The organism is Trinickia sp. EG282A, assembly GCF_040965455.1.
Classification (GTDB): Bacteria; Pseudomonadota; Gammaproteobacteria; order Burkholderiales; family Burkholderiaceae; genus Trinickia; species Trinickia symbiotica.
Genome location: NZ_JBFRCC010000002.1, coordinates 1100321 through 1119552, shown reverse-complemented (window position 1 = coordinate 1119552; position 19232 = coordinate 1100321). Strand labels below are relative to the sequence as shown.

The 19232-nt window shown below is 65.2% G+C and carries 17 protein-coding genes; 5 read left to right on the top strand and 12 right to left on the bottom strand.

Going from position 1 to position 19232, the window contains the following annotated elements:
- Nucleotide 1: 1 nt before the first annotated feature.
- The 4 genes from AB4Y31_RS13075 to kdgD all read right to left on the bottom strand — a co-directional run bounded on the left by AB4Y31_RS13075 (nt 2) and on the right by kdgD (nt 5505).
- On the bottom strand, nt 2-1390 hold the full coding sequence (locus AB4Y31_RS13075) for an enolase C-terminal domain-like protein (RefSeq protein WP_368674509.1): 1389 nt from the start codon (nt 1388-1390) through the stop codon (nt 2-4).
- A 158-nt stretch (nt 1391-1548) separates the two neighbouring features.
- Nucleotides 1549-2904 (bottom strand): MFS transporter, encoded by a 1356-nt coding sequence (locus AB4Y31_RS13070; protein ID WP_368674253.1) that lies wholly within the window; start codon nt 2902-2904, stop codon nt 1549-1551.
- Nucleotides 2905-2986: 82 nt separating this feature from the next.
- The gene (locus tag AB4Y31_RS13065) at nt 2987-4582 is read right to left on the bottom strand and encodes an aldehyde dehydrogenase (NADP(+)) (RefSeq protein WP_368674252.1); all 1596 of its coding nucleotides are present in this window, start codon (nt 4580-4582) and stop codon (nt 2987-2989) included.
- Complete coding sequence (kdgD, locus tag AB4Y31_RS13060) at nt 4579-5505, bottom strand: 5-dehydro-4-deoxyglucarate dehydratase (protein ID WP_368674251.1); 927 nt, start codon at nt 5503-5505, stop codon at nt 4579-4581. Before kdgD ends, AB4Y31_RS13065 begins: the two co-directional genes overlap by 4 nt.
- Before the next feature lie 110 nt (nt 5506-5615).
- Here kdgD and AB4Y31_RS13055 point away from each other — a divergent pair, with 110 nt between their 5' ends.
- Nucleotides 5616-6518 carry a LysR family transcriptional regulator gene (locus tag AB4Y31_RS13055; protein ID WP_026230130.1) on the top strand — a complete coding sequence of 301 codons (903 nt, stop codon included), beginning with the start codon at nt 5616-5618 and terminating at the stop codon, nt 6516-6518.
- 8 nt (nt 6519-6526) lie between these two features.
- Nucleotides 6527-7234, top strand: a complete 708-nt coding sequence (locus AB4Y31_RS13050; protein WP_368674508.1) for a pseudouridine synthase — start codon at nt 6527-6529, stop codon at nt 7232-7234.
- Nucleotides 7235-7285: 51 nt separating this feature from the next.
- Here the strand turns inward: AB4Y31_RS13050 and AB4Y31_RS13045 are convergent, their stop codons facing one another.
- On the bottom strand, nt 7286-8320 hold the full coding sequence (locus AB4Y31_RS13045; RefSeq protein WP_368674250.1) for an NAD-dependent epimerase/dehydratase family protein: 1035 nt from the start codon (nt 8318-8320) through the stop codon (nt 7286-7288).
- Nucleotides 8321-8412: 92 nt separating this feature from the next.
- Here AB4Y31_RS13045 and AB4Y31_RS13040 point away from each other — a divergent pair, with 92 nt between their 5' ends.
- Together AB4Y31_RS13040 and AB4Y31_RS13035 are read left to right on the top strand one after the other, a co-directional pair.
- Nucleotides 8413-9444 (top strand): CDP-6-deoxy-delta-3,4-glucoseen reductase, encoded by a 1032-nt coding sequence (locus AB4Y31_RS13040; protein ID WP_368674249.1) that lies wholly within the window; start codon nt 8413-8415, stop codon nt 9442-9444.
- A 326-nt stretch (nt 9445-9770) separates the two neighbouring features.
- Nucleotides 9771-10955 carry an acetylornithine transaminase gene (locus AB4Y31_RS13035; protein ID WP_368674248.1) on the top strand — a complete coding sequence of 395 codons (1185 nt, stop codon included), beginning with the start codon at nt 9771-9773 and terminating at the stop codon, nt 10953-10955.
- Nucleotides 10956-11062: 107 nt separating this feature from the next.
- Here the strand turns inward: AB4Y31_RS13035 and AB4Y31_RS13030 are convergent, their stop codons facing one another.
- The 7 genes from AB4Y31_RS13030 to AB4Y31_RS13000 all read right to left on the bottom strand — a co-directional run bounded on the left by AB4Y31_RS13030 (nt 11063) and on the right by AB4Y31_RS13000 (nt 18260).
- Nucleotides 11063-12187, bottom strand: a complete 1125-nt coding sequence (locus tag AB4Y31_RS13030; protein WP_368674507.1) for a branched-chain amino acid ABC transporter substrate-binding protein — start codon at nt 12185-12187, stop codon at nt 11063-11065.
- Between the two features lie 194 nt (nt 12188-12381).
- Entirely contained in the window at nt 12382-13098 is a 717-nt protein-coding gene (locus AB4Y31_RS13025; protein ID WP_018443174.1) for an ABC transporter ATP-binding protein, read from the bottom strand.
- Nucleotides 13098-13871 carry an ABC transporter ATP-binding protein gene (locus AB4Y31_RS13020; protein ID WP_018443175.1) on the bottom strand — a complete coding sequence of 258 codons (774 nt, stop codon included), beginning with the start codon at nt 13869-13871 and terminating at the stop codon, nt 13098-13100. Before AB4Y31_RS13020 ends, AB4Y31_RS13025 begins: the two co-directional genes overlap by 1 nt.
- Nucleotides 13872-13941: 70 nt before the next feature.
- A complete protein-coding gene (locus tag AB4Y31_RS13015; RefSeq protein WP_018443176.1) occupies nt 13942-15111 on the bottom strand; it encodes an ABC transporter ATP-binding protein in 1170 nt (389 codons plus the stop codon).
- Nucleotides 15112-15127: 16 nt separating this feature from the next.
- Nucleotides 15128-16078, bottom strand: coding sequence for a branched-chain amino acid ABC transporter permease (locus AB4Y31_RS13010; RefSeq protein ID WP_018443177.1), 951 nt, complete (start codon nt 16076-16078; stop codon nt 15128-15130).
- 757 nt (nt 16079-16835) lie between these two features.
- Nucleotides 16836-17801, bottom strand: a complete 966-nt coding sequence (gene ispH, locus AB4Y31_RS13005) for a 4-hydroxy-3-methylbut-2-enyl diphosphate reductase (protein WP_368674247.1) — start codon at nt 17799-17801, stop codon at nt 16836-16838.
- Nucleotides 17802-17804: 3 nt separating this feature from the next.
- Complete coding sequence (locus AB4Y31_RS13000; protein WP_107152012.1) at nt 17805-18260, bottom strand: peptidylprolyl isomerase; 456 nt, start codon at nt 18258-18260, stop codon at nt 17805-17807.
- A 195-nt stretch (nt 18261-18455) separates the two neighbouring features.
- On the opposite strand from AB4Y31_RS13000, the gene radC reads away from it, so the two are divergent.
- Complete coding sequence (gene radC, locus AB4Y31_RS12995; protein WP_368674246.1) at nt 18456-19196, top strand: DNA repair protein RadC; 741 nt, start codon at nt 18456-18458, stop codon at nt 19194-19196.
- Nucleotides 19197-19232: the final 36 nt, after the last annotated feature.

Sequence of the window (19232 nt, the reverse complement as noted above, 5' to 3'; positions counted from 1 at the left end):
GTCACGTCCGAGCCGCGACGGCCCGTCCTTCACGCACGGCGCGGCCATAGCTCGGCCGCTTCGGATCGTACGTCCAGCCCGACACGAGATATCGCATCGCGACCGCATCGTCGCGCGCGCCGTTCCCGAGCGACTTGTAAAGCTCGTGCGCCTTCATCACGCGTTCCAGGTCGATCTCGATGCCGAGGCCCGGGCGCTCGGGCACCGCGACCGTCCCGCCTTCGATGACGAGCGGCTCGCGCGTCAAGCGCTCCTCGCCTTCCTGCCAGATCCAGTGCGTGTCGATCGCGGTGATCGGGCCCGGCGCCGCCGCAGCCACGTGAGTAAACATCGCAAGCGACACATCGAAATGATTGTTCGAATGCGAGCCCCAGGTGAGCCCCCACTCGGCGCAAAGCTGCGCGACGCGCGCCGAGCCTTGCATCGTCCAGAAATGCGGATCGGCGAGCGGAATGTCGACGGCACCAAGCACGACCGCATGGCCGAGCTGGCGCCAATCGGTGGCGATCATGTTCGTCGCCGTCGGAATACCCGTTGCACGCTTGAACTCCGCCATTGTCTCGCGGCCCGAATAGCCGTTTTCGGGACCGCACGGGTCTTCGGCATAAGCGAGCAGATGCCCCTGGCCGCGGCAAAGCCGGATCGCCTCGTCGAGCGACCATGCGCCATTCGGATCGAGCGTGACGCGTGCCTGAGGAAAATGTGCCTTGATCGCCGCGACGGCATCGAGCTCGTCGTCGCCGTCCATCACGCCGCCCTTGAGCTTGAAGTCGGTGAAGCCGTAGCGCGCGGCGGCCGCTTGCGCGAGGCGCGCGACTTCGCGCGGCGTGAGCGCACTCTCGCAACGCAGACGGAACCATTCGTCGCGCGCGCCGGAGCCGTCGAGATAGGGCAGATCGGTCTTGCGACGATCGCCGACATAGAAGAGATAAGCGAGCATCGGCACGCGATCGCGCTGACGGCCGCTTGCAAGCAGTTCGGCAACGGGCACGCCGAGATGCTGGCCCAGCAGGTCGAGCAGCGCCGCCTCGACGGCCGTGAGCACATTGTCCATGCGCAGGTTGATCTCATGCGGCTGACGCAAGACAGCCGACTCGGCTTCGTTCGTCACCTCATGGACAGTGCCGCGATGAGCCGCGTCGACCCCGCCGCTCAGCGCGCGGCGAATCGCGTTGAGCGTTGCGTTGGCGCGGCCGATTTCCGTATCGAAGACGAGCGGCGTCACGCGCTCGAGCGCGCCGCGAATGCCTTCGCCGCCCGGCACCTCGCCGACTCCCGTGCGCCCGGCCGAATCGGTCAGCAGCACGAGATTGCGCGTGAAGAACGGACCGTGCGCGCCGCACAGATTCATGAGCATGCTGTCGCGCCCGGCGACGGGAATCACCCGCATGCTCGTCACGCGCGGCGTGCCCCCGCTCGCATAGCGGTCGCCTTCGGCGTCCCGATTCCCGACTTGTCGCTCAACCACCTTGATTCGCTCCATTTCGATTCGTTCATCGCATTGGCAGTGAGCCGGCCTTGCTTCGCCGGCTCGCCGCCCGTGCCGGCTCAGGACTCGAGCTTCAACTCGACGCGCTGGATCTTGCCCACGAGGAACAGATAGCAGACGCAGGCAATGAGCCCATGCAATCCGACGAAAACGAGCGCGCCGTTGAACGAGCCCGTGTGGCCGACGATGTAGCCGACGGCGATCGGGGTGGTGATGCTCGACAGATTGCCAAAGGTATTCATCAGCGCGCCCGAGAGCCCCGCGATCTGCTTGGGCGCCGTATCGGAGTTGACGGCCCAGCCGAGCGCGCCGAGCCCCTTGCCGAAGAAGGCGAGTGCCATGACCGCGACGACCACGGCCTGCGCATCGACGTAGTTGCAGATCACCATGCTCATCGAAAGCAGCATGCCGAGTACGATCGGCACCTTGCGCGCGACCGAGAGCGACGCGCCGCGCGAGAGCAGCCAATCGGAGATGATGCCGCCCAGAATGCCGCCGAGAAAGCCACAGACGGCCGGCACGGATGCGACGAAGCCCGCTTTGAGGATCGACATCCCGCGCGCCTGCACGAGGTAGATCGGGAACCAGGTGATGAAGAAGTACGTGAGCGCATTGATGCAATACTGCGCGATGTAGATGCCCATCAACATCCGGTTCTTCAGCAATTGCTTCACGTAGGCGAGATTGGGGCCCTGACGGCGCGCCGCGCCAGACCGATCGATATCGACGAGGCCACCGCCGGCCTCGATGTACTCGATCTCGGCCTGGTTCACGCGCGGATGCTCCTTCGGGTCGCGCACGAAGATGCGCCACGCGATCGCCATCACGATGCCGAGCACGCCCATCACGATGAAGACCTCGTGCCAGCCGAACGAATGAACGACCCAGGCCATGAGCGGCGCGAAGATGACGGTCGCCGCATATTGGGCCGAATTGAAGATCGCCGAGGCCGTGCCGCGCTCGTTCGCGGGGAACCAGGCGGCCACGATGCGACTGTTGGCCGGAAACGCGGGCGCTTCGGCCACGCCGACGAGAAACCGCAGCGCGAAAACCGCGGCAACCGCGGCGCCGCCGGCGAGAAAGCCGATCGTTCCTTGCATGAACGTGAAGATCGACCAGATGAGAATGCTCGCGCCGTAGACACGCCGCGAGCCGAACTTGTCGAGCAGCCAGCCGCCGGGCAGTTGCGCGATCACATAGGACCAGCCGAACGCCGAGAAGATATACCCGAGCGCCACGGCGTTCATGCCGAGGTCTTTTTGCATCGCCGAACCCGCGATCGAAACCGTCGCGCGGTCGGCATAGTTGATCGTCGTCACGATGAACAGCATCGCGAGGATCGTGAAACGCACCCGGCTCGCGCGTAGCGCAGCCGGCGTGCTTTTAGCTCCCACGATGGGGGCTTCTGCGTCCATAGTCTCCTCCTTTGCGCGGCGCGGTGCATGTGGCACCCCGCCGCTCTTGTTTGCCGGGCCCGCATGCCGGCCCGGCGGCTGATCAGGCGTCGCCGCCCAACACCATGTTTCCGTCGATAAGGCGCCTCACGCGCCACGGGTTCGCGTCCTGCAAGGCCTGCGGCAGCAGCGAGTCGGGCATGTCCTGATAGCAGACGGGCCTCAGGAAGCGCTCGATCGCGGCCGTGCCGACCGATGTCGAACGGCCGTCGGTCGTCGCCGGCCACGGGCCGCCGTGCACCATTGCGTGCGTGACCTCCACGCCGGTCGGCCAGCCGTTGACGAGGATGCGGCCTGCCTTGCGCTCGAGCGTCGGCAGCAACGCGCGCGCGAGCGTCGTGTCGCGCGCATCGTCGGCGTCGAGCTGGAGCGTCGCCGTCAATTGGCCTTCGAGGGCCCGCGCGACAGCCGTAAGCTGCGCGGCGTCGCGGCAGCGAACGACGAGCGCCGTCGCGCCGAAGATTTCCTCGTGCAGCGCGGGCTGCGCGAGGAAACTGTCCGCGTCGGTCGTATAAAGCCCGGCTTCGCCTCGGTTCGGCTCACCGCTCTCGAGCCCCCGCGCGGCGCACTCGACGTTGCGCTCGCCCGCCAAACGGACCACGCCACGCCGATAAGCCTCGGCGATGCCGGGCGTCAGCATCGTCTGCGCCGCACGCTGCGCAAGCGCGGTGGCCGCCGACGCGACGAATCGGTCGAGGCCGGGGCCGTCGATGGCGAGCAAGAGACCCGGATTCGTGCAGAACTGTCCGGCGCCGAGCGTCAGCGAATCGACGAACTGCGCGCCGAGCGCGTCCGCGCGCGCCTCGAGCGCCGCCGGCAGCAGGAATACCGGATTGACGGCGGAAAGCTCGCCGTAGACGGGGATCGGCTGCGGCCGCGACTGGGCGATCCGCATCAGCGCCATGCCACCCGCGCGCGACCCTGTAAAGCCGACGGCTTGAATGCGCGGATCGGAAACGAGCGCACCCGCCCGCTCGTTATCGGCAAAGAGCAGCGAAAAAACGCCTTCCGGCAACCTGCAGCGCCCAACGGCGGCCTGCACCGCGCCGCCGACGAGGGCCGACGTGCCCGGATGAGCGGGATGCCCCTTCACGACGACAGGACAGCCGGCCGCGAGGGCCGACGCCGTATCGCCGCCCGCCACGGAGAACGCGAGCGGAAAGTTGCTCGCGCCGAACACGGCGACGGGGCCCACCGCAATGCGGCGCAGGCGCAGATCGGCGCGCGGCAGCGGCTTGCGCTCCGGCAAAGCCGGATCGATGCGCGCATCGAGCGCATCTCCGCTTCGCACCAGGCGAGCGAAGAGCCGCAACTGATTACAGGTTCGTGCACGCTCGCCTTCGAGCCGCGGACGCGGCAGCCCCGTCTCGCTCATCGCGCGCTCGATCAGCGCATCGCCGAGCGCCTCGATTTCGCTTGCGATCGTCTCGAGGAACGCCGCGCGCTCGGCGGGCGCCGTCTCGCGGTAAGTATCGAAAGCCGCGTCGGCAAGTGCGCAGGCGCGCGCGACATCGGCTGCGTCGGCGAGCGTGAACGCCGGTTCGAGCGTATGTCCCGTCGCCGGATCGACGGCGCGAAAAACGCCGGCCGCGCCCGCGACGCGCGAAGCGCCGATCAGGAGATCGCCGCCGACCGTCATGCCGCGCCCCCTTGCACGCGGCTCACGAGCTTCTTGAGCTCGGCGAACTCTTCTTCGGTCAGATCCGTGAGCGGAGCACGCACGGGGCCCGCGCTGCGACCGATGGCGCGCATGCCGGCCTTGACGATCGACACCGCATAGCCGCGCTTGTGGTTGCGCAGCGCGATGTAGGGCAGCACGAAGTCATTGAGCATCTTGTAGACCTTCGCGCCGTCGTTGGCGCGCACAGCCGCATAGAAATCGAGCGCGAACTTCGGCACGAAATTGAAGATGGCCGACGAGTACGTCGTCACACCGAGCGTCAGATACGGGAGCGCGAACGTCTCCGCCGTCGGCAGGCCGCCGACGTAGGTGAAGCGATCGCCGAGGCGCGAGTAGATCCGCGTCATCAACTCGAGATCGCCGAGGCCGTCCTTGAAGCCGACGAGGTTCGGGCAACGCTCGGCGAGACGCTCCAGCGCGCCTTCGTCGAGGACCTGATTCGCGCGGTTGTAGACGATGACGCCGAGCGACGTCGACTTGCAGACCTGCTCGACGTGCGCGGCGACGCCGTCGGTCGCGGCTTCGGTGAGGTACGGCGGCAGCAGCAGAATGCCGTCGGCGCCCGCTTGCTCGGCTGCCTGGCAGAACTCCTTCGCCATCGCGGTGCCATAGCCCGCCGGCGCGATCACGGGCACGCGCCCGCCCGTCGATTCGACCGCCGCACGCACGACGCGACCGACTTCGGCCGGCGTCAGCGAAAAGAACTCGCCGGTGCCGCCCGCGGCGAAGATGCCGGCGGCCGGGTGGCCGAGCAGCCAGTCGAGATTGGCGCGATAGGCGTCTTCGTCGAACGACAAATCTTCCTTGAAGTGCGTGACGGGGAACGACAGCAGGCCGGTGCCGATCTGGCGGGCGAATTCGGTGGGTGTATAACGGGTCATGGTTATGTGGCGCGTAGAAAGTGTTCCTTGGAACAATGGAGCGATTCTTGCACCGCGACCGATTCAAGTCCAAGATAACGGCTGTCTCGATCAATACCGTTTTTGTATCGATGTTCGAATTGAGCCAGCTTCGCTGCTTCGTCGCCGTTGCCGAGGAATTGCATTTCGGGCGAGCCGCCGAGCGTCTGCACATGACGCAACCGCCGCTTTCGCGCCAGATCCGTCTGCTCGAACACCAGGTCGGAACCGAGCTCTTCGAGCGCAGCAGCCGGTCGGTGCGGCTGACGGCCGCCGGCCGCAGCTTCCTGCCCGACGCCGCGCGCATTCTGCGGCTCGCCGACGAGGCCGCGGCGACCGCGCGCCGCGTGGCCGCCGGCGCGTCGGGCTCGCTTGCGATCGGCTTCACGGCCACCGTCGGCTATGGGCTGCTCCCGGCGCTCGTCAGCGCCGTGCGCGCGGCGTCCTCGGGCGTGCGGCTGACGCTGAAAGAAATGGTGAGCTCGGCGCAGCTCGAGGCCTTGGATGCGCGTCAGATCGACGTCGGACTGCTGCGCCCGCCCGTCGACCACGGCGAGCTGGTCGCGCTGCCTTGCGCGAGCGAATCGCTCGTCCTGGCGTTGCCCGCGGCGGCGGCGCAGCAATGGCGCACGAAGCCCACGCTCGCCGACTGCGAGGGCCGCCCGTTGCTGATGTATTCCCCTTATGAAGCGCGATACTTCCATCAGTTGCTGACGGGGCTCTTCGAGCGCGCTGGGGTGCTGCCCGATATCGTCGAGTATGTGAGCCAGATCCATTCGATGCTGGCGCTCGTGCGCGCGGGCATCGGCGTCGCGCTGATTCCAGCCTCGGCGGCACTGCTGCAATTCGAAGGCGTGGTCTATCGGCCCGTGCGCACGGCGCCGGCGAGGCCCGTCGAATTGCTCTTCGTCCATCGCGACGACAACGACAACCCAGTCTTCAGCTCGCTGAAAGGCGTTCTGCATCGCGCGATCGCGGGGAACGCCGAGCATTGATGGCTCACATGGATCTCGAAAGCATTCTCTTCACCCAAGGCTTTGGCTCGAGGCGTCAGTGTCGAGCCATGATCGCGGCAGGACGCGTCAGCGTCGGCGGCGCCGCCGCCTGCACCGACGCCCACGCCGATTTCGCGACCGACGCGCTTCTCTTCGAAGTCGACGGCGAGCCCTGGCACTATCGCGAGCGCGCGTACCTCATGCTCAACAAGCCGGCCGGCTACGAATGCTCGCGCGAGCCGCAGCATCACCTGAGCGTGTTCGGGCTGCTGCCCGCGCCGCTGGCTGCGCGCGGCGTGCAGTGCGTCGGCCGGCTCGACGAAGATACGACGGGCCTGCTGCTGCTCTCGGACGACGGCCAGTTCGTTCATGCCTATACGTCGCCGAAGCGCAAGGTCCCGAAGACCTACGTCGCCACGACGCGCCATCCGCTCGACGAGGCACAGCTCGCGGCGCTGCGCGACGGCGTTCTGCTGCACGGGGAGAGCAAGCCGATCGCCGCCGCGAGCGCCGTTGCGCGCGGCGAGCGGTTGCTCGAGCTGACCGTCAATGAGGGCAAGTACCACCAGGTGAAGCGGATGATCGCCGCGGCCGGCAATCGCTGCGAGGCGCTGCACCGTGAGCGGATCGGGGCGCTCGCGTTGCCGGCGACGCTCGCCGTCGGCGCCTGGCGCTGGCTCGGCGAAGCCGATCTCGGCGCGCTGGCCGAACGCTGAGGTCGATGCCGCGGTCGCCCGCGCGAGCGCCTCGTCGCGAGACGATCCCGCTTAGTTTCGGCGCACGGTCGCCAGAAAATCGTCGACGGTCGGAAATCGCAGCCTGACGCGCAGCTCGCGTATCAAGCGACGGTTCGCAAGCCGGCGCGATTCGCTCATGAACGAGAGCGTCAGCGGCGAAAGTTCGTCTTGCGCCTGCTCGCGCGTGATGCGCGGCACGCGCGCGAGACCGAAAGCATCGGCGATCCGGTCGAAGTACTCCCCCATCTTGAGCACCGTATCGTCCGATGCATGAACGACGCGCGACGTGCCCGCCCGTGCGAGCGCGCGCAGGAGGATCGCGGCGAGATCGTCGGCATGGATGTGGTTCGTATAGACGTCGTCGTCTTCGATGAGCGCGGGCATGCGCTGCTGGATGCGCGCGAGCGGCAGCCGCTCGGCCGCATAGATTCCCGGGATCCGGACGATGCACGCGGCGAGCGCGCCGCGCGCCGTTGCCCGCCGCAATTGCCGCTCGGCCGCCACGCGGCGCTTGGCCCGTGCGTTGAGCGGGCGCACCGGACGCGTCTCGTCGACGAGCGCGCCGCCGCAATCTCCATAAACGCCTGTGGTGCTCGCATAAACAATTCGCGGCGGGTGGCGGCTCCGCGTCGCGAGAGCGGCCTCAGTTACAATACCCGTTTGTGGCGCGCGGCCCCATCGCCTCGCAAACCGGCTCCCGCGCATGTCATTCCGTGCGCGCGAATGCGGCCTCCTCGCGGCACGTGTGCGATAGGGCGCCGTCAGCGCGGCGATCAAAGCGCGCGTACGCGGATCGTCTTCGCCTTGCAGCGGCGGAGGGGCGAGATGCAGGACGGTCGGCGCGAGGCCGGTCAAGCGCCGCAAGCTGCGCGCGGCATCGAGGTCGCCGAAGATGGGCGACGCGCCCGCTGCCCGCAGCTCCGCCATGCGCTCGGGCCGGCTCGTGAGCGCAATGACACGAGGAGGCGCCGCGCGCGCGAGCAGCATTCGTGCTGCGCGCAGGCCTACGTCGCCGCAGCCGACGATCAGAACGCGCGGACGCCGCAGAAGTCGAGTGATGGTCATGGGCGCATTGTATCGGGGCTCCCGGAGGAAGTACCCTCCGGGCACGCCCGCTGCGGCAGACAGGACGATTTTCCATTTTTGTTTCGGATGCTATGGCATATAACGTGACTCTCCGGCAAAGCGGCCGGCAGTTCCAGGTAGAACCCGACGAGCCGGTGCTCTCCGCCGCGCTGCGTCAGGGCGTCGGCCTGCCGTACGGCTGCAAGAATGGGGCATGCGGCTCCTGCAAGGGGGCGGTCGTTTCGGGCGAAGTCGAGCAGCGCGCGCACTCGTCGTCCGCGCTCTCGAACGACGAGAAAACGCGCGGCATGGCGCTCTTTTGTTGCGCGACGGCGAACTGCGATCTCGTCATCGACGTACGCGAAATCGCGGGCGTCGGCGATGTGCAGGTCAAGAAGCTGCCGTGCCGCGTGAATGCGATCGAGCGCAAGGCCGACGATGTGGTCGTGCTGAAGCTGCAGCTGCCGGCCAACGAGCGCCTTCAATACCTTGCCGGTCAGTACATCGAATTCATCCTGAAGGACGGCAAGCGCCGCAGCTACTCGATGGCGAGCGCGCCGCACGCGGAAGGCCCGCTCGAGCTCCATATCCGGCACATGCCGGGCGGCGCCTTCACGGACCACGTCTTCAACACGATGAAGGAGCGCGAGATTCTGCGCTTCGAAGGCCCGCTCGGTACGTTCTTCCTGCGCGAGGACTCCGAGAAGCCGATCGTGCTGCTCGCTTCGGGCACGGGCTTCGCACCGATCAAGGCCATCTTGGAGCACGCGTTCTTCAAGAACACGGACCGGCCGATGACGCTCTATTGGGGCGGCCGCCGCAAGAAAGATCTCTATCTGATGGATCTCGCCCGGCAATGGGAGCAGGACCATCCGAACTTCAAGTTCGTGCCGGTGCTCTCGGAGGCCGATGCCGGCGATGCGTGGACGGGCCGCTCCGGCTTCGTGCACCGGGCGGTGATCGAAGACCTGCCGGACTTGTCGGGCTACCAGGTGTATGCGTGTGGTGCGCCCGTGATGGTGGAGGCGGCGCAGCGCGATTTCACGAGCCATCATGGGTTGCCGGCCGACGAGTTCTACGCCGACTCGTTTACGAGCGAAGCCGATCTCGTGAACGCCGTCTGACTCGGCGCTGGATGCGCGCGCCGCGCGACGGCACGATGACAGTGCAATGCGGTCATGGCGAATTCGCGACACTGACACGCCCTCGCGATTGCACCGATTGGCACGCTGTCGTATTCTTGCGCGCATGAACCGCATTCAGACCGCCCTCCGACGTCGCCGCTCGCTGCCCGCATGGGAAGCCCTTGGCTCGCCGCGGATGTGCGCCTTGCAGTACCCACGCTAGGCGCGACACCGGTCAAACAGCGAAAGCCACGGGATCCCGTGGCTTTTTTCTTTCCCGGCTTGGGTCCCCCTTGTCCTCAATTCATTTACCGCGGAGCCGCCCCATGCATTTCAACGAGTACCCGACGCAGTCGCTGATGTACATCACCAACCGGCCCGACGTCGTCTTCACGCACGGCTCGGGCTCGTGGCTCGTCGACAACGAGGGCAAGCGTTACCTCGATTTCGTCCAGGGCTGGGCCGTCAACTGCCTCGGACACTGCCACCCGGCGATGATCGAAGCGCTCGAAAAGCAGGCGCGTCTCTTGATCAATCCTTCGCCCGCCTTCTACAACGAGCCGATGGCGCAACTCGCGGCGCGCTTGACCGAGCATAGCGTCTTCGACAAAGTGTTCTTCGCGAACAGCGGCGCCGAGGCGAACGAAGGCGCGATCAAGCTCGCTCGCAAGTGGGGCAAAAAGTTCAGGAACGGCGCTTACGAGATCGTCACGTTCGACCACGGATTCCACGGCCGGACGTTGGCGACGATGTCGGCAAGCGGCAAGGCCGGCTGGGACACGCTCTATGCGCCCCAAGTGCCCGGCTTTCCGAAGGCGGAGCTCAACGACATCGCATCGGTCGAGCGTCTCATCGGCGAAAAGACCGTGGCCGTGATGCTCGAGCCGATCCAGGGTGAAGCCGGCGTCATCCCGGCGACGCACGAGTTCATGCGCGAACTGCGCGAGCTGACGAAGCGCCATGGCCTGCTCCTCATCGTCGATGAAGTTCAAACCGGTTGCGGCCGTGCCGGTACGCTCTTCGCCTACGAGCTTGCCGGCATCGAGCCTGACATCATGACGCTCGGCAAAGGCATCGGCGGCGGTGTTCCGCTCGCGGCATTGCTCTCGAAGGCCGAAGTCGCCGTCTTCGAAGCGGGCGATCAGGGCGGTACCTATAACGGAAACCCGCTGATGACGGCGGTAGGCCATGCGGTTATTTCGGAGCTGACGGCGCCCGGCTTTCTCGAAGGCGTGCGCGCGCGCGGCAACTATCTGCGCGAACAGTTGCTCGCGCTATCCGGCGAGCGGGGCTTCCATGGCGAGCGTGGCGAAGGTTTGCTGCGAGCGCTGGTGCTGAGCCAGGACATCGGGGCGCAGATCGTCGAAAAAGCGCGACTCATGCAACCCGACGGCCTGCTGCTCAATGCGCCGCGGCCGAACCTGCTGCGCTTCATGCCTTCACTGACGGTAACGACGGAAGAGATCGATCAGATGATGGCGATGCTGCGCGAAGTGCTCGATTCGATCTAAGCGCGAAACGCCGCGCTCGTAGCAAATCCCGGCGAATCGAACAATAAGGCCGCATGCATCGCTGCATGCGGCCTTTAGTTTCTCGGGTGGTGTGCCCGATTGTTCGATTACATCTTCACGGCGTCGATGAACGTCTTCTTGCCGTCCTTATAGCCGTAAAGCGAAACCACGCCGTGCATCAGATCCCCCTTCGCGTCGAACGAGGTGTCACCGATGATGCCCTTGTAGTCGGTCGCCGGCATCGCCGCGACGATTTTCGCCGCATCGGTCGACTGAGCGCGCTTCATCGCATCGACGATAATGTAGACGGCGTCATAGGTATAGGGCGCGTAGAGCGTGACCGGCTGGCCGAAACGCTTCTGATACTTCGCTTCGAACACCTTACCCTCAGCCATCTGGTCGACGCCCTTGCCCGCTTGCGAGCAAACGATGTTGTCGGCCGCCTGGCCCGCGAGCGCCGCAATCGAGCTCGTGCAGAGGCCGTCGCCGGCGAGCACCTTCGCGCGCAAGCCCAATTGCCGTGCCTGCTTCGCGAATGGACCGCCCGTGGCATCCATGCCGCCGTACATGATCGCGTCCGGGTTTTCGCCCTTGATCTTCGTCAGGATCGCGCGAAAGTCGACGGCCTTGTCATTCGTCGCGTCGTGCGACACGACTTTTATTCCGAGCGCCTTCGCCGTCTTTTCGAATTCGTTGGCAAGCCCCTGGCCATAGGCGGTCGAATCGTCGACCACGGCCACCGTCTTCACGTTGAGATTCTTCGCGGCATAGTTCGCGAGCGCGGGACCTTGCTGCGCATCGGTCGCAACCACACGATAGGTCGTCTTGAAGCCTTGCAGCGTGTAGGTCGGATTCGTCGCCGCGGGCGAGATCTGCACGATGCCCGCATCGCTATAGATCTTCGATGCCGGAATCGACGTACCCGAGGTTTCGTGACCGACGACGGCAACCACCTTCTCGTCGGCGAGACGTTGCGCGACTTGCGTCGCGGTGCGCGGGTCGCCCGCGTCGTCCTGGCCGTCGAGCTGAAGCGTTACCTTCTGCCCGCCGATCACGAGACCCTTCTCGTTGATCTCTTCGACGGCGAGGCGGGCGCCGTTTTCGCAGTCCTTGCCCTGATGCGCGAGCCCACCGGTAAGCGGGGCGACATGGCCGATCTTGACGACGATATCGGCGAATGCCGTGTTGGAATGAGCGACGAGCGCGAACGCCGCCGCAACGCCACTGGCGATGAGCGATTTCTTCACTACTTGGTTCCCCTTGTTGGATCGGGTTTAAAAGATATTCGAGCCCTTACGATGCCCTCGGAGGCTCAGGACCCTGCGCGCACAGCGATGGGCCCTTTGTCAGGGCCCGCCACGGCGGGACGGGCCCTTGAACCTTCGCCGCGCGCGGATGCCCGCGTCGCGACGAAGGCGCGGTTGCGTCACTCGCCCAGATAGGCGGCGCGCACCTTCGGATCGTCGAGCATCTCTTTGGCGTTGCCCGACATGGTGATGGACCCGGAGTCCATGACGTAACCCCGGTTGGCGGCCTGCAGCGCGAGCCGCGCGTTCTGCTCCACGAGCAGCACGGTCAGCCCTTCCTTCGAGATATCGCGGACCACCTCGAAGATCTTCTCCACCATGATCGGCGAGAGACCCATCGACGGCTCGTCCAGCAGCAACAATTTAGGACGACTGATGATCGCGCGCGCCATGGCCAGCATCTGCTGCTCGCCGCCCGAAAGCGTGCCCGCCAGCTGCGTCGCGCGTTCCTTCAGCCGAGGAAAGTAGCCGAACATCCGCTCCACGTCCTTCTTGACGCCGTCGTTGTCCGAGCGCAGATACGCGCCCATCTGCATGTTCTCGAGGATCGACATGCGCGCGAAGATCCCGCGTCCTTCCGGCACCATCGCCAGACCACGCTTGAGCAGCTCGTGCGCCGACATTCCCTTGATCGACTGACCTTGGTACTCGATGTCGCCCGCCGAATACGGCTTCAAACCCGTGATCGCCTTCATCGTCGTCGTCTTGCCGGCGCCGTTGGCGCCGATCAGCGTCACGAGTTCGCCCTGGCCGACTTCCATGTCGACGCCCTTGACCGCCTGAATGCCGCCGTAGTTGACTTGCAGGCCCTTGATTTTCAACATTGCCGTAGCCATCAGTGGACCCCCGCGCCCAAATATGCCTCGATCACCTTCGGGTCCTTCTGCACGTCCTGCGGCAGCCCTTCGGCGATCACCTTGCCGTAATCGAGCACCGTCATGCGGTTGCACAGGTGCATCACCAGCTTCACGTCGTGCTCGATCAAGAGGATCGTGCGGCCGTCGTTGCGAATCTTCTCGAGGAGCCTCGTGAGCTCCAGCTTTTCCGTCGCGTTCATGCCCGCGGCCGGCTCGTCGAGCGCGAGCAGCTTAGGATCGGTTGCCAGCGCGCGCGCAATCTCGAGCCGCCGCTGGTGGCCATACGACAGGTTGCGCGCCGTATAGTCCGCGTACTGCAGAACCCCCACGTACTCGAGCAGCTCCAGTGCGCGCTCCTTGATCTCGCGCTCTTCCTTGCGCTCGGCCGGCGTCTGGAACACCGCGCCGAAAAGCCCGTGCTTCGTGCGCACGTGGCGCCCCACCATCACGTTCTCGAGCGCCGTCATGCCGCCGAAGAGGCGAATGTTTTGGAACGTTCGCGCGATGCCCGCCTGGGCGACCTGATAAACGGCCGTCGGCGTATACGGCTTGCCGTCGAGCACGAAATCGCCCGAATCAGGCGTGTAAAGCCCCGTAATCACATTGAAGAACGTCGTCTTGCCGGCACCGTTCGGTCCGATCAAACCGTAGATCTGCCCTTCCTCGATCGTCAGCCCGACGTCCGAGAGCGCCTGCAGACCACCGAAACGCTTGTTCACGCCCTTGACGGACAAACGAATGTCTTTGCTCATGAAGTTTTCTCCTGTCGACCAGAGTTAGCGCTTCAGCGGCTACTCTGGTCTCATGCAAGGCTGCCGGGCCTTAGGCGCGTACCGGCTTCTTGCCGTTGCGCCTTGCCAGTTTCGCGATCTTGTCCTCGTGCTTCGCAGCGGGCCACAAGCCCTCCGAGCGGTACAGCATGATGAGCACCATCGCGAGACCGTACAGCAGTTGGCGGATCACTTCCGTATCGACGATCTGGTGACCGAACAGCATGTTCTGCAGGGGGCCCATCGTCGAGCGCAGGAACTCGGGGAACACCGCAAGCAGCACTGCGCCGAGAATGACGCCCGGGATATGGCCCATGCCGCCCAGCACCACGCACGCGAGCACCACGACCGATTCCCAGAACGTGAAGGACTCGGGCGACACGAACCCTTGGAAGCCCGCGAACATCGCGCCCGACAGCCCGCCGAACGACGCCCCCATCGCGAACGCGAGCAGCTTCACGTTACGCGTGTTGATCCCCATCGCCTTCGCTGCGATCTCGTCCTCGCGAATCGCCGCCCACGCGCGGCCGATACGCGAGTGCTGCAAGCGCGTACAGACCCAGATCACAAGCAGTGCGCAGAGCACGAAGAGGTAGTAGTAGAAGTAGACGGACGTAATCTGCAAGCCGAAGATCGTATGCGTCTGCGAGAGGCTGAAGCCGCCCACATGCACGGGATCGATGCCCGTGATCCCCTGCGGCCCGTTCGTGATGTTCACCGGCCGATCGAGATTGTTCATGAAGATCCGCACGATCTCGCCGAAGCCGAGCGTCACGATCGCGAGGTAGTCGCCGCGCAGGCGCAGCGTCGGAGCACCGAGCAGCACGCCGAAGAACGCCGCGAGCGCCATCGCGATCGGCACGATGATGAAGTACGACAAGTGCATGCCGCCGGGCCACATGTGGTTGAACCACTCGAACTGATTGGCCAGGTGCGGCGAAGTCAGCAACGCCGCCGTGTAGGCGCCCACCGCGTAGAACGCGATATAGCCGAGGTCCAGCAGCCCCGCGAACCCGACCACCACGTTCAGGCCCAGGGCCAGCATGACGTAGAGCATCGCGAAGTCGAGCACGCGCACCCAGTAGTTGCCCCCTGCCGAGCCGATGATGAATGGCGCCGCGATCACGAACGCGGCCGTGATCAAGCCGACGACGAGAGTCTTGGCGGCGCTTTTCTCGGGAACGAGCGTCGTGGACGGCTCGATCGGTTGAATTGAAGTCATGTTTTGCTCCTTACCCTTACGCGCGATCCGCGACACGCTCGCCGAGCAGGCCCGACGGACGGAACACCAGCACGATGATCAGCACGATGAAAGCGAACACGTCCTGATAGTTGCTGCCGAAGACGCCGCCCGTGAGGTTGCCGATGTAGCCCGCACCCAGCTGTTCGATCAGACCGAGCACCACGCCCCCTACCATCGCGCCCCCGAGGTTGCCGATACCGCCCAGCACCGCCGCCGTGAACGCCTTCATGCCCGGAATGAAGCCCATGTAGAAGTGGATGTTGCCGTACTCGGACGCGATCATGACGCCCGCGAGCGCGGCCAGCGCCGAGCCGATCATGAAGGTCGCCGAAATGACGAAATTCGGGTTCACGCCCATGAGGCTGGCGACGCCCGGGTTCTCGGCGATGGCGCGCATCGCGCGGCCGAGCTTCGTCTTGTGCACGAGCAGCAGGAGCCCCGCCATCACGATGAATGCCGTCACGATGATGACGATCTCGGTCATCGATATCACCGCGCCGGGCGTCGTGTCGGTGGCCTTGATCACGTTGATCGGATCGGTCGGCAGCAGCTGCGGGAACGGCAGCGGATTGCGGCCCCAGATGATCATCGCGATCGTCTCGAGCAGAATCGAGACGCCGATCGCGGTGATGAGCGGGGCGAGGCGCGGCGCGCGACGCAACGGCCGGTACGCGGCGCGCTCGATCACATAGCCGACCACCGCGCAGACGATCGCGGCGATGAGGAGCCCGATGACGAGCGTCGCCACATTGCCGAGACCGGGGAAATGATTGTGCAGCACCGTGATGGCCGAGAGCGCAACCATCGCGCCGATCATCAAAACATCGCCGTGCGCGAAGTTGATGATGCCCAGAATGCCGTAAACCATGGTGTAGCCCAGTGCGATGATGGCATAGACACTGCCCAGCACCAGACCGTTGAGGATCTGCTGGATGAAGATATCCATTTAATGCTCCTTAGCCCGTGCGACTGGATTTCCGCCTTTGTTCACCGTAATGTGAACGGTCGGCGAAAACCGCAACGGCACTGCGGGTACTGATAAAAAAACCGGTAAGGGTTGGCCGCCTCACGCACCGCTTATGCCGTGATCCGGCGGGCGGTCCGATAAGGCGGATGCAAAAACGGCACCGTCGGGTATCCGGTGCCGTCGGGTTTCCCAGCTTGTCCCATCGCAAAAAACGATGCCCGTTCGGGCAAACGTCTCGCCACTGAATTCCGCCACGGCAGCCGCGCTTCGCGGCGTCACGCGCAGAGGAAGTCCGAACCCCGGAAGCGTCCGGGTTTCCTCGTCTGCCGGCGAAACGGTGCGTGCCGCCTTACCGGTGCTCGCCTCGCCGCCGTTGGCCTTGCAAAGCGCGGCGTGAGCAAACTGAACATGCATTAACTCGGTCTCCTGCGCCTTCCGAAACTGATCCCTGAAGGCCGCAAGACCTCTAGGACGGGCGCATTGTAACTCCAATTATCGACTGGCCAAAAAGCTGAGTCGGCAGGGTTTTCCTGCATTGCAACCTTTTTTTGAGGTAACTAACGCGATTCCATTGCAACCCGGTTGCAATGTTCCGACAGTCGGCTGGCGCAACCAGGACCGACTCGAGCGCCGAATCCGCGGGAATCGTCAAAGAAAAAAGCGCGCTCGCGGCGCGCTTTTTCTTCCTCCATGACCTTGATTTTGACGGCCGCTCATCCGGCCAAACGTCGCCGTCTCATTGGGGGAGCGACAAACCACGTGGCAGCGGAAATGCGATGCTTTCCTCGATTCCATCGAGTGCCCGCACGTTGCGCACGCCCAGTTCGCGCAGGCGGGCGATCACGGCTTGTGCGAGCACCTCGGGCGCCGACGCCCCCGCCGTCACGCCGATGCGCCGCTTGCCCTCGACCCAGGCGGGGTCGATCTGATCGGGGGAATCGACCATATAGGCCGGCACGCCGCGCTTTTCCGCCACTTCGCGCAACCGGTTCGAGTTCGAACTGTTGGGACTGCCGACGACGATGACGACGTCGCATTGGGGCGCCATGAACTTGACGGCGTCCTGGCGGTTCTGCGTCGCGTAGCAGATATCCTGCTTCTTCGGCTCGCGAATACCCGGAAAACGAGCCTTCAGTGCGGCGATAATTTCCGAAGCATCGTCGACCGACAGCGTCGTTTGCGTGACGAACGCGATCCGGCCCGGATCGGCAAGCTCCAGCGCATTCACGTCTTCGATGCTCTCGACGAGGTACATGCCCTCACCGCACTGGCCCATCGTTCCTTCGACCTCGGGGTGGCCACGATGGCCGATCATGATGATGTCGAGGCCCTCTTGCCGCATTTTCGCGACCTCGATGTGAACCTTCGTCACGAGCGGACAAGTCGCATCGTAGACGCGCAGACCGCGCGCCTCGGCATCCTCGCGCACGGCTTTCGGTACGCCGTGCGCGCTGAAAACGACGGTGCTGCCCGGCGGCACTTCGTCGAGTACTTCGACGAATATCGCGCCCTTCTTGCGCAGATCGTCCACGACATACGCGTTGTGGACGATCTCGTGACGCACGTAGATGGGAGCGCCGTAGAGCTTGATCGCGCGCTCGACGATTTCGATCGCGCGATCGACGCCGGCACAGAAGCCGCGCGGCTGCGCGAGCAGGATTTCCGCATCCGCTGCGGCGAGAGAAGTATCTGTGAGGCTCATGTCTTACAGAATCCCGATGATCTTGACTTCGAACGCCAACGCCTGCCCGGCGAGCGGGTGGTTGAAGTCGAAAAGCGCGGACGTCTCGCCGATTTCCTTCAGCACGCCCGCGTAGCGGCCGCCGTCGGGCGCGTTGAACTCGATGACCTCGCCGGGGGTGAAATCGTCGTCGACCATCCCGTTTGCGCGCAGCGCGGCGAGCGACACGCGCTGGACGAGATCGGGGTTGCGCTCGCCGAAGGCGACGCCGGCACCTAGCCGGAAGGTCGAATGGTGCCCCGTCTTCAACCCCACGAGAATGTCTTCGAGCGGCGGCGCGATCTGCCCGGCGCCGATGAGCAGCGTGGCCGGCTTGTCGGCGAAAGTGTTGACGATATCGCCGCCATCGGCAAGTGAAAGCCGGTAGTGAAGCGTCACATGGGAGCCGGGTTTCACTTCGGAGATGTCGATGATGCTCATGAGATGACTCGTTTCGTCGGGGCGCGATCCGCGCGGCGCGCGCAGGGAAGAGGGAAACCGTTCCGCGCCCCAGGCGCAAAGTCTCTATTGTAAGGCACGTTGCCGAGCGAGGCGGGGGCCGGACCGCGGCCGCGGTCCGCCGCCCCCACCGCTTTCGCGACGGCCCGCTGATATGCGAATGTGGGAGAGTACGGTATGGAATTTAGTTCCGACATTGCTGAAACGGAAACGGCTGAAACGGTCGTAGCGGCGGAGCCCGCGAAATCACGCGAACTCCGCCCGCGCGACGATATGCCGCGCGAGCGGCTCCTGAAGGTCGGCGCGGGCGCGCTGTCGGACGCCGAGCTGATCGCGCTTTTTCTCGGCTGCGGCGTGCCGGGTCACAACGTGTTCGAGGTGTCGCGGGCGCTGCTCGAGCGGTTCGGCTCGCTGCGCGGGATGCTCGATGCGAGCCCGGCGGATTTCGCCGGAATGCGCGGCATCGGACCGGCAAAGAAGGCGATACTGCTCGCCGTCTTCGAGATGGCGCGGCGCGCGCTCGCCGAAAAAGCCAGGGAGCAGCCCCTCATCGATTCGAGCGCCGCCGTCGAGGATTATGTGCGGCTGTTGATCGGCACGCGCCCTCACGAGGTCTTTCTCTGCCTTTTTCTCGACGCGCGACACCATCTCATCGACAGCGAGGAGTGCTCACGCGGATCGATCGCGCACATGGCCGTCTACCCGCGCGAGATCGTGCGCCGAGCGCTCGCAACGAACGCGGCCGCGCTGATCGTCGCACACAACCATCCGTCGGGCGCGGCCAAGCCGAGCGCGAGCGATCGTCAGCTCACGCGCGTGCTGCGCGACGCGCTCTCGCTCATCGATGTGCGGCTCGTCGATCATCTCGTGGTCGGACGAAACACGGTCTTCTCCTTCGCGAATTCGGGGTTGCTTTGAGGCGGTGGGCGCGCCGGCGCGCCCACCGAGGCAAAC

What these genes read in the sequence shown, in the direction of transcription:
- AB4Y31_RS13070 (WP_368674253.1), bottom strand. Translation starts at nt 2,904, where the DNA reads ATGGACGCAGAAGCCCCCATCGTGGGAGCTAAAAGCACGCCGGCTGCG.
- AB4Y31_RS13020 (WP_018443175.1), bottom strand. Translation starts at nt 13,871, where the DNA reads ATGAGCAAAGACATTCGTTTGTCCGTCAAGGGCGTGAACAAGCGTTTC.
- AB4Y31_RS13075 (WP_368674509.1), bottom strand. Translation starts at nt 1,390, where the DNA reads ATGCGGGTGATTCCCGTCGCCGGGCGCGACAGCATGCTCATGAATCTG.
- AB4Y31_RS13055 (WP_026230130.1), top strand. Translation starts at nt 5,616, where the DNA reads ATGTTCGAATTGAGCCAGCTTCGCTGCTTCGTCGCCGTTGCCGAGGAA.
- AB4Y31_RS13035 (WP_368674248.1), top strand. Translation starts at nt 9,771, where the DNA reads ATGCATTTCAACGAGTACCCGACGCAGTCGCTGATGTACATCACCAAC.
- AB4Y31_RS13025 (WP_018443174.1), bottom strand. Translation starts at nt 13,098, where the DNA reads ATGGCTACGGCAATGTTGAAAATCAAGGGCCTGCAAGTCAACTACGGC.
- AB4Y31_RS13015 (WP_018443176.1), bottom strand. Translation starts at nt 15,111, where the DNA reads ATGACTTCAATTCAACCGATCGAGCCGTCCACGACGCTCGTTCCCGAG.
- radC (WP_368674246.1), top strand. Translation starts at nt 18,456, where the DNA reads ATGGAATTTAGTTCCGACATTGCTGAAACGGAAACGGCTGAAACGGTC.
- AB4Y31_RS13050 (WP_368674508.1), top strand. Translation starts at nt 6,527, where the DNA reads ATGGATCTCGAAAGCATTCTCTTCACCCAAGGCTTTGGCTCGAGGCGT.
- AB4Y31_RS13010 (WP_018443177.1), bottom strand. Translation starts at nt 16,078, where the DNA reads ATGGATATCTTCATCCAGCAGATCCTCAACGGTCTGGTGCTGGGCAGT.
- kdgD (WP_368674251.1), bottom strand. Translation starts at nt 5,505, where the DNA reads ATGACCCGTTATACACCCACCGAATTCGCCCGCCAGATCGGCACCGGC.
- AB4Y31_RS13000 (WP_107152012.1), bottom strand. Translation starts at nt 18,260, where the DNA reads ATGAGCATCATCGACATCTCCGAAGTGAAACCCGGCTCCCATGTGACG.
- ispH (WP_368674247.1), bottom strand. Translation starts at nt 17,801, where the DNA reads ATGAGCCTCACAGATACTTCTCTCGCCGCAGCGGATGCGGAAATCCTG.
- AB4Y31_RS13040 (WP_368674249.1), top strand. Translation starts at nt 8,413, where the DNA reads ATGGCATATAACGTGACTCTCCGGCAAAGCGGCCGGCAGTTCCAGGTA.
- AB4Y31_RS13045 (WP_368674250.1), bottom strand. Translation starts at nt 8,320, where the DNA reads ATGACCATCACTCGACTTCTGCGGCGTCCGCGCGTTCTGATCGTCGGC.
- AB4Y31_RS13065 (WP_368674252.1), bottom strand. Translation starts at nt 4,582, where the DNA reads ATGACGGTCGGCGGCGATCTCCTGATCGGCGCTTCGCGCGTCGCGGGC.